This is a genomic window from Saccharothrix sp. S26 (assembly GCF_021390395.1).
In the GTDB taxonomy this organism is placed as follows: Bacteria; Actinomycetota; Actinomycetes; order Mycobacteriales; family Pseudonocardiaceae; genus Actinosynnema.
Map to the genome: position 1 here is coordinate 341,457 of NZ_JAJUWT010000008.1, position 6,269 is coordinate 347,725.

Here is a 6,269-nt window from a genome sequence, read left to right on the forward strand (position 1 = left end):
TCCGCGTTCGGCGCGGAGCACCGTCCGGTGCTGCTGGCAAGCCGGTCATCTGCCGAGTGTAGGCACAAGCCGTACGGTGAAACGGGTGACGACGATTTCGGCGGTCCGGGGTGTGCTTCCGCCGCACCGGTATCCGCAGGCGCAGCTGACCGAGTTGTTCGGCCGGCTGTGCCTGCCGGACCCGTCCGCGCGAGCTGTGGCGAGCCGGTTCCACACCAGTGCGCGGGTCGCGTCCCGCCACCTGGCCCTGCCCATCGAGCGCTACGTCGAACTCGACGGGTTCACAGCGGCGAACGACGCGTTCCTGTCGGTCGCGGTGGACCTCGGCTGCGAGGCCGCCCTCGCCGCTCTCACCGACGCGGGCCTCACACCCTCCGACGTGGACCTCGTGATGTCCACGACCGTGACCGGCATCGCGGTGCCCTCCCTCGACGCGCGCATCGCGTCGCGGATCGGTCTGCGCCCGGACGTCAAGAGGCTGCCGATCTTCGGACTGGGGTGCGTGGCCGGGGCGGCGGGCATCGCGCGGCTGCACGACTTCCTGCGCGGCTGGCCGACGTCGGTGGTGATGTTGGTGTCGGTCGAGCTGTGCTCGCTCACCCTCCAGCGCGAGGACTCCAGCGCCGCCAACATCGTCGCGTCCGGGCTGTTCGGCGACGGCGCCGCCGCGGTGGTCGCGGTGGGCGACCGACACCCTTCCGCGGGGGTGGGACCGCGGGTCGTGGACTCGGTCAGCCACCTGTACGAGAACTCCGAACGCGCGATGGGGTGGGACATCGGCGGCACGGGTTTGACAGTGGTGCTGGGCGCGGAGATCCCGGACCTCGTGCGCGCGCACCTCGCGAAGGACGTCGAACGGCTGTTGTCGCCGCACGGGCTGGGAACCGGCGACGTCGCGCGCTGGATCTGCCACCCCGGTGGACCGAAGGTGATCGAAGCGATCCAGTCGGTGCTGGACCTGGACGAGGACGACTTGGCGATGACGTGGAATTCCCTGCGCCGCATAGGCAACGTGTCGTCGGCCTCGGTGCTGCACGTGTTCGCGGACACGCTCACCGACCGGCCCTCGTCCATCGGTGACTGGGGAGTGGTGATGGCCATGGGTCCTGGGTTCTGCGCCGAACTGGTGCTGCTGCGGTGGTGAGCCAGGTGTGGTACTCGGTCCTGGTCGGGCTGGTCGCGGCGGAGAGGCTGGCCGAGCTGGTCGTTGCGAAGCGCAACCTGGCGTGGAGCCTGGCCCGGGGAGGCCTCGAGACGGGATCCGGGCACTACCCCTTCATGGTGGTGCTGCACACCGGGCTCCTTGCCGGGTGCTTGCTGGAGGTGTGGGCCGCCGACCGGACCTTCACGGTCGTGCTCGGCTGGCCGATGCTGGCCCTGGTGATCGCCGCACAGGCTCTGCGATGGTGGTGCATCCGCGTGCTCGGCCATCAGTGGAACACCCGGATCGTGGTCGTCCCCGGGCTTCCCCGCGTGACCTGCGGCCCGTACCGCCTGTTCCCGCACCCGAACTACGTCGCCGTCGTCGTGGAGGGTTTCGCCCTGCCGCTCGTGCACGGCGCGTGGCTGACGGCCGGCTTGTTCACCCTGGTGAACGCCGGCCTGCTGACGGTGCGCATCCGCGCGGAGAACCAGGCGTTGAGGTCCGCGCATGCCTGAGCACCTGCACGACGTGGTCGTCGTCGGGGGCGGTCCGGCCGGGCTCGTCGTCGCACTGGGGTGCGCGCGTGCGGGTATGGACGTCGTGGTGTGCGAGAAGCGCACCGGGGTGATCGACAAGGCGTGCGGGGAAGGGCTGATGCCGGGTGCGGTTCGTGCCCTGACCGCGCTCGGCATCGACCCACCGGGGTACCCCATCGAGGGCATCACCTACCGGCAAGGCGCGATGGCCGCGCACGCCGCCTTCCGCGCGGGTCCCGGCAGGGGGGTGCGGCGCACCGCGCTCCACGACGCGTTGCGCGCCGAGGTGCTCCGGCATGGCGTGACGGTCCTGCCGATCGCGGTCACGGACCTTTCGCAGCACGGCGACCACGTGCGTGCGGGCGGCCTGCGGGCGCGCTACCTGGTCGCGGCCGACGGGCTGCACTCCGCGGTCCGCGGACTCGCCGGCCTCTCCGAGGGCCGCACGTCCAGGTCCGCGGGCACGCCTCGCTGGGGCCTGCGCCGCCACTACGCCCTCGCCCCGTTCACCAACGCGGTCGAGGTGACGTGGGCGGCGCGGTCCGAGGCCTACGTGACTCCGGTCGGCCCGGACACGATCGGCGTCGCGATCTTGTCCTCGGTCCGCGGTGGCTTCACCGAGCAACTCGCTGCGTTCCCCGATCTCGTGACCCGTCTCTCCGGAGCGGAACCCGTCTCGTCGGTCCGGGGTGCGGGCCCACTCCGGCAACGGACCTCCAACCGGGTCGCCGGCCGCGTCCTGCTCGTCGGTGACGCGGCGGGCTACGTCGACGCCCTCACCGGGGAGGGGCTCGCGGTGTCCCTGGCCACCGCGGCCGAACTGGTCCGCTGTCTGCGCGCGGGCCGACCCTCCGACTACGACCGCGCCTGGAAGCGGACGTCGCGACGGTCGCGCTGGTTGACCGAGGGCCTGCTGTGGGCGCGCGGCCACCCCGTACTCGCACGGCGAATCGTCCCGGCCGCAGTCCGGGCACCGCGGTTGTTCGCCGCCGTCGTCGACCAACTCGCACGCTGATGCGCGGAGCGATCCCCGACTGGGACCTCGTGGTCGTCGGCGCCGGACCCGCGGGATCGACGGCGGCGATCGCCGCACTGCGTGCCGACCCGTCCGCCCGCGTGCTCGTGCTGGACGCAGCCGACTTCCCCCGGGACAAGGTCTGCGGTGACGGCGTAGCGCCACACGCCATGGACGTACTCGCCGCTCTCGGAGTGGGGGTCGCCGAACTGGCAGCGGGCACGACACCGGTCACCACACTGCGCCTTCTGTCACCGATGGGCATGCAGACCAGGCGGAGCTTCGCGCGCCCGGCCTGCGTCATCCCCCGTGTGCTCCTCGACGCGAGACTCGTGCACGCCGCCCGGAACGCGGGCGCGGTGATCGAGCGGCACCGCGTCCGCACGCTCTCCCGGCAGGACGGGACGGTCCTCGTCGACGGTGCCGTCCGCGCCCGGACCGTCATCGGCGCCGACGGCGCGGAATCGGTCGTGCGGCGGCAGTGCGGCGCTGGCGCCGCACCGGCGGGCACCATCGCGGTCGCACTGCGCGGCTACACCAGCGCCGATCCGTGGCCGGTCGGCGAACAGCGGCTCGTCATGGCCGCCGCGCACTGGCCCGCCTACGCCTGGGTGTTCCCGGTCGGCGATGGCACCGCGAACGTCGGCTACGGCGAACTCTCCCGCACCACGCCCACTCGCGCGGAGCTGACCACACGGCTGCACGACCTGCTCCCCGACCTCCCGGCGCTGCCGTTGCGCGGGCACCGCCTGCCACTGTCCCCCGGGCGTCCCGGCGTCGCGCACGGCCGGGTTCTCCTGGCGGGGGACGCCGCGTCGCTGATCAACCCGTTGACCGGCGAAGGCATCTACTACGCGGTCCTCTCCGGAGCCCTGGCGGGCGCCGCCGCCGTGACACCGGACCCGGCACGCTCCTACCGCCGGTCCCTGCGGCACAAGCTCGGCAGGCATCTCCGGCACACCGACGTGCTCGCCCGGCTCACCCGACGGCCATGGCTCGTCGACATCGCCACCGCCGCGGCTCGCGATGACCGGCGCACCTTCGACCGCCTCGTCGAGATCGGCCTCGGAGCGGGCACGCTCGACGTCCCGCTGACCACGGCGATGATCGCCGCCGCGGCACGGCACAGGAATGTGCCGTGACCCGGCACGGACAGGCCGCCTCCGACCCCCTACGTCGAGTTCGTGGGACCGCAGCTCTGGCGAAACGCCGACTCGGCGACTCACTGTGTCGGGGCGAAGACCCACCGTCGACGCTGGTATCCGGAGAACGCCCCGATCGATCGTCCCCCGAACCGGGTATCGCGGTGTCAGCCGGAATCGAACGGGTAGACACACCCATGTTCCACAAACGGCCAGTCGAAGGCCGGGTCGTGCTGGTGACGGGCGGTTCCGCCGGCATCGGGCGTTCGATCGCCGCGCGCCTGGCGGCCTCAGGCGCGACCGTCGTGACGTGTGCCCGTGACGAACCACGGTTGCGGACAGCGGCCCGCCGCCTTCCCGGGACCGTCGACCCGGTCGCTTGCGACCTCACCGATCATCGGCAACGCCGCGAGCTGATCGACCACGTGATCGAACGCCACGGCCGCCTCGACGCGCTCGTCAACAACGCGGGCACGGGCCGTGTGGGGTTGTTGACCGACCTGGACGCCGACTCCGTTCGCGAGGTGGTGGCGCTGAACGTCATCGCGGTCGCGGACCTGACCCGGCTCGCCCTGCCGCACCTCGTGGGACGTCGCGGCGACGTGGTCATGATCGCCTCCGTCGCCGGATGGGTGCCGATTCCGCCCCTGTCGCTGTACTCGGCCACCAAGGCGGCGGTCGACGGGCTCGTCCACGCTCTGCGGCGGGAATCATCACCCGGCCTTCGGATCCACAGCGTCAATCCCGGCCCGGTGCGCACGGAGTGGCTCCTCCGCGCAGCCGGCCTGCGACCGAGCGACGACGAAGGTCGACGTGGGCACACGTTCGGCAGCAGACCGGAACGCGTCGCCGACGAGGTGTACAGGTGCCTCACCGGGTACCGACATCGCACCGTCACCGTGCCGCGTTGGCTCGGCCCGGCGCGGTTGGCCGGCCTACCGCCGATGAGCAACGTGCTCGACCTAGTCCTGGCGCCCGTCGCACCGCTGGTGGCGCGGTGGGCGCGTCACTACCAGGAGACGCTGGTCGGCCGGGCTCGCGGCGACGGTCGGATCGACGGGGACGGCCTGACCGATCGCATGACGAGGCGGCCGTCGTAGCTCACCGGTCCACATCTGCCTGCCCGACCACGTGCAGTGACAGCAGTCCGTGGAGGACCTAGGCTCGAGGTGTGAGGTGATGGGGATGGACACCGAACCGCTGCGCAGGTACGTGGCCGACGCGCTGTTCACTCGCGTCGCCGGCCCGGATGGCGAGGTGCATCGAGCGCGCATCCACGGCACGCCGGGACCGCGGTGGTTCGGCTCGGACCGGCCGATCCGCCGGGTGCACGGTGACGCGGCGATGTTCATCGGCGGTCTGCGGGCGCTCCTGCTGCAATCCCTGCATCCGCTGGCGATGGCCGCCGTGGCCGGTCATTCGAACTACCGTGACGACCCGTGGGGCCGGCTCCAGCGCACGAGCGTGTTCCTGGCCACGACGACGTTCGGCAACGCGGTCGATGCGCAGAACGCCGTCGACCGCGTCCGGGCCATCCACGACCGGATCAAGGGAGTCACCGCCGACGGCGTGCCGTACCGCGCGTCGGACCCGCACCTGCTGGGCTGGGTGCACGTCGCCGAGGTCGACAGCTTCCTGCGCTGCCACCAGCGGTACGGCGCGGACCCGTTGAACGCCCGCGAGCGCGACGGGTACGTCGCCGACATGGCACACGTCGCGACGGCGTTGGGCGTTCCCGACCCGCCGACCACCACGGCGGGGCTGAACGCCCGCCTGGCCGCCTACCGCCCCGAACTGCGCGGCACACCGGCCGCCCGCGACGCCGCCCGGTTCCTCCTCCTCACCCCGCCGGTCCCGATGCTGGTGCGCGCCCCGTACGCCGCGCTGGCCGTCGCGAGCGTGGCATCACTGCCGGCATGGACCCGGCTGCCGCTGAGGCTGCCGTTCCTGCCGGTGTTCGACCACACCGCTGCTCGGCTCGCCGGCCGCGGCATCACCCGCGCCCTGCGCTGGGTGCTGCCGGCTCCACCCCGTGGAGCGTCAGAAGTCGGCCACGCAGCCTGAACTGCGCTGCTATGGGTTCGTACTCGTTGATCAGGTGCGATGTGGAAGCGGTCGAGCCACCGGCCTGGTGGCGTGGTTCGCGCCATCCATCGAGCTGCCCAGCAGTGAACGACGAGTGCCGTCGACACCGCCTGGCCGGCGTCGCGGTACGGCAGGGACGGCTGCTCCCGCACCCAGGACGTCACGACTGCCGGCGACGTCGGTAGGGGCGGATCATCCGACACCTGGTCGGCGACTCGACGGGTCTGCTGCACGAGTAGGTGACAGTGTTAGTCACGCAGCCTGACTGGCTGATGTGGTCATGATTGCTTCGTATTCGATGGGGGTCAACCGTCCGAGGGCGGCTTGACGTCTGCGGCGGTGGTAGG

The 6,269-nt window shown here is 71.9% G+C and carries 6 protein-coding genes; all 6 read left to right on the top strand.

Annotated features, from left to right (window positions below; translation table 11 throughout):
- Positions 1-85 precede the first annotated feature (85 nt).
- The 6 genes from LZG04_RS15720 to LZG04_RS15745 all read left to right on the top strand — a co-directional run bounded on the left by LZG04_RS15720 (position 86) and on the right by LZG04_RS15745 (position 5,901).
- The gene (locus tag LZG04_RS15720; protein ID WP_233817549.1) at positions 86-1,144 is read left to right on the top strand and encodes a 3-oxoacyl-[acyl-carrier-protein] synthase III C-terminal domain-containing protein; all 1,059 of its coding nucleotides are present in this window, start codon (positions 86-88) and stop codon (positions 1,142-1,144) included.
- A complete protein-coding gene (locus tag LZG04_RS42555) occupies positions 1,141-1,659 on the top strand; it encodes an isoprenylcysteine carboxyl methyltransferase family protein (RefSeq protein WP_233817551.1) in 519 nt (172 codons plus the stop codon). Before LZG04_RS15720 ends, LZG04_RS42555 begins: the two co-directional genes overlap by 4 nt.
- Positions 1,652-2,695 (top strand): NAD(P)/FAD-dependent oxidoreductase, encoded by a 1,044-nt coding sequence (locus LZG04_RS15730; RefSeq protein ID WP_233817553.1) that lies wholly within the window; start codon positions 1,652-1,654, stop codon positions 2,693-2,695. The genes LZG04_RS42555 and LZG04_RS15730 overlap by 8 nt, the downstream gene beginning before the upstream one ends.
- On the top strand, positions 2,695-3,837 hold the full coding sequence (locus tag LZG04_RS15735) for an NAD(P)/FAD-dependent oxidoreductase (protein WP_233817555.1): 1,143 nt from the start codon (positions 2,695-2,697) through the stop codon (positions 3,835-3,837). The genes LZG04_RS15730 and LZG04_RS15735 overlap by 1 nt, the downstream gene beginning before the upstream one ends.
- A complete protein-coding gene (locus LZG04_RS15740; RefSeq protein ID WP_233817557.1) occupies positions 3,834-4,937 on the top strand; it encodes an SDR family oxidoreductase in 1,104 nt (367 codons plus the stop codon). The genes LZG04_RS15735 and LZG04_RS15740 overlap by 4 nt, the downstream gene beginning before the upstream one ends.
- A gap of 85 nt (positions 4,938-5,022) precedes the next feature.
- Entirely contained in the window at positions 5,023-5,901 is an 879-nt protein-coding gene (locus tag LZG04_RS15745; RefSeq protein ID WP_233817559.1) for an oxygenase MpaB family protein, read from the top strand.
- Positions 5,902-6,269: the final 368 nt, after the last annotated feature.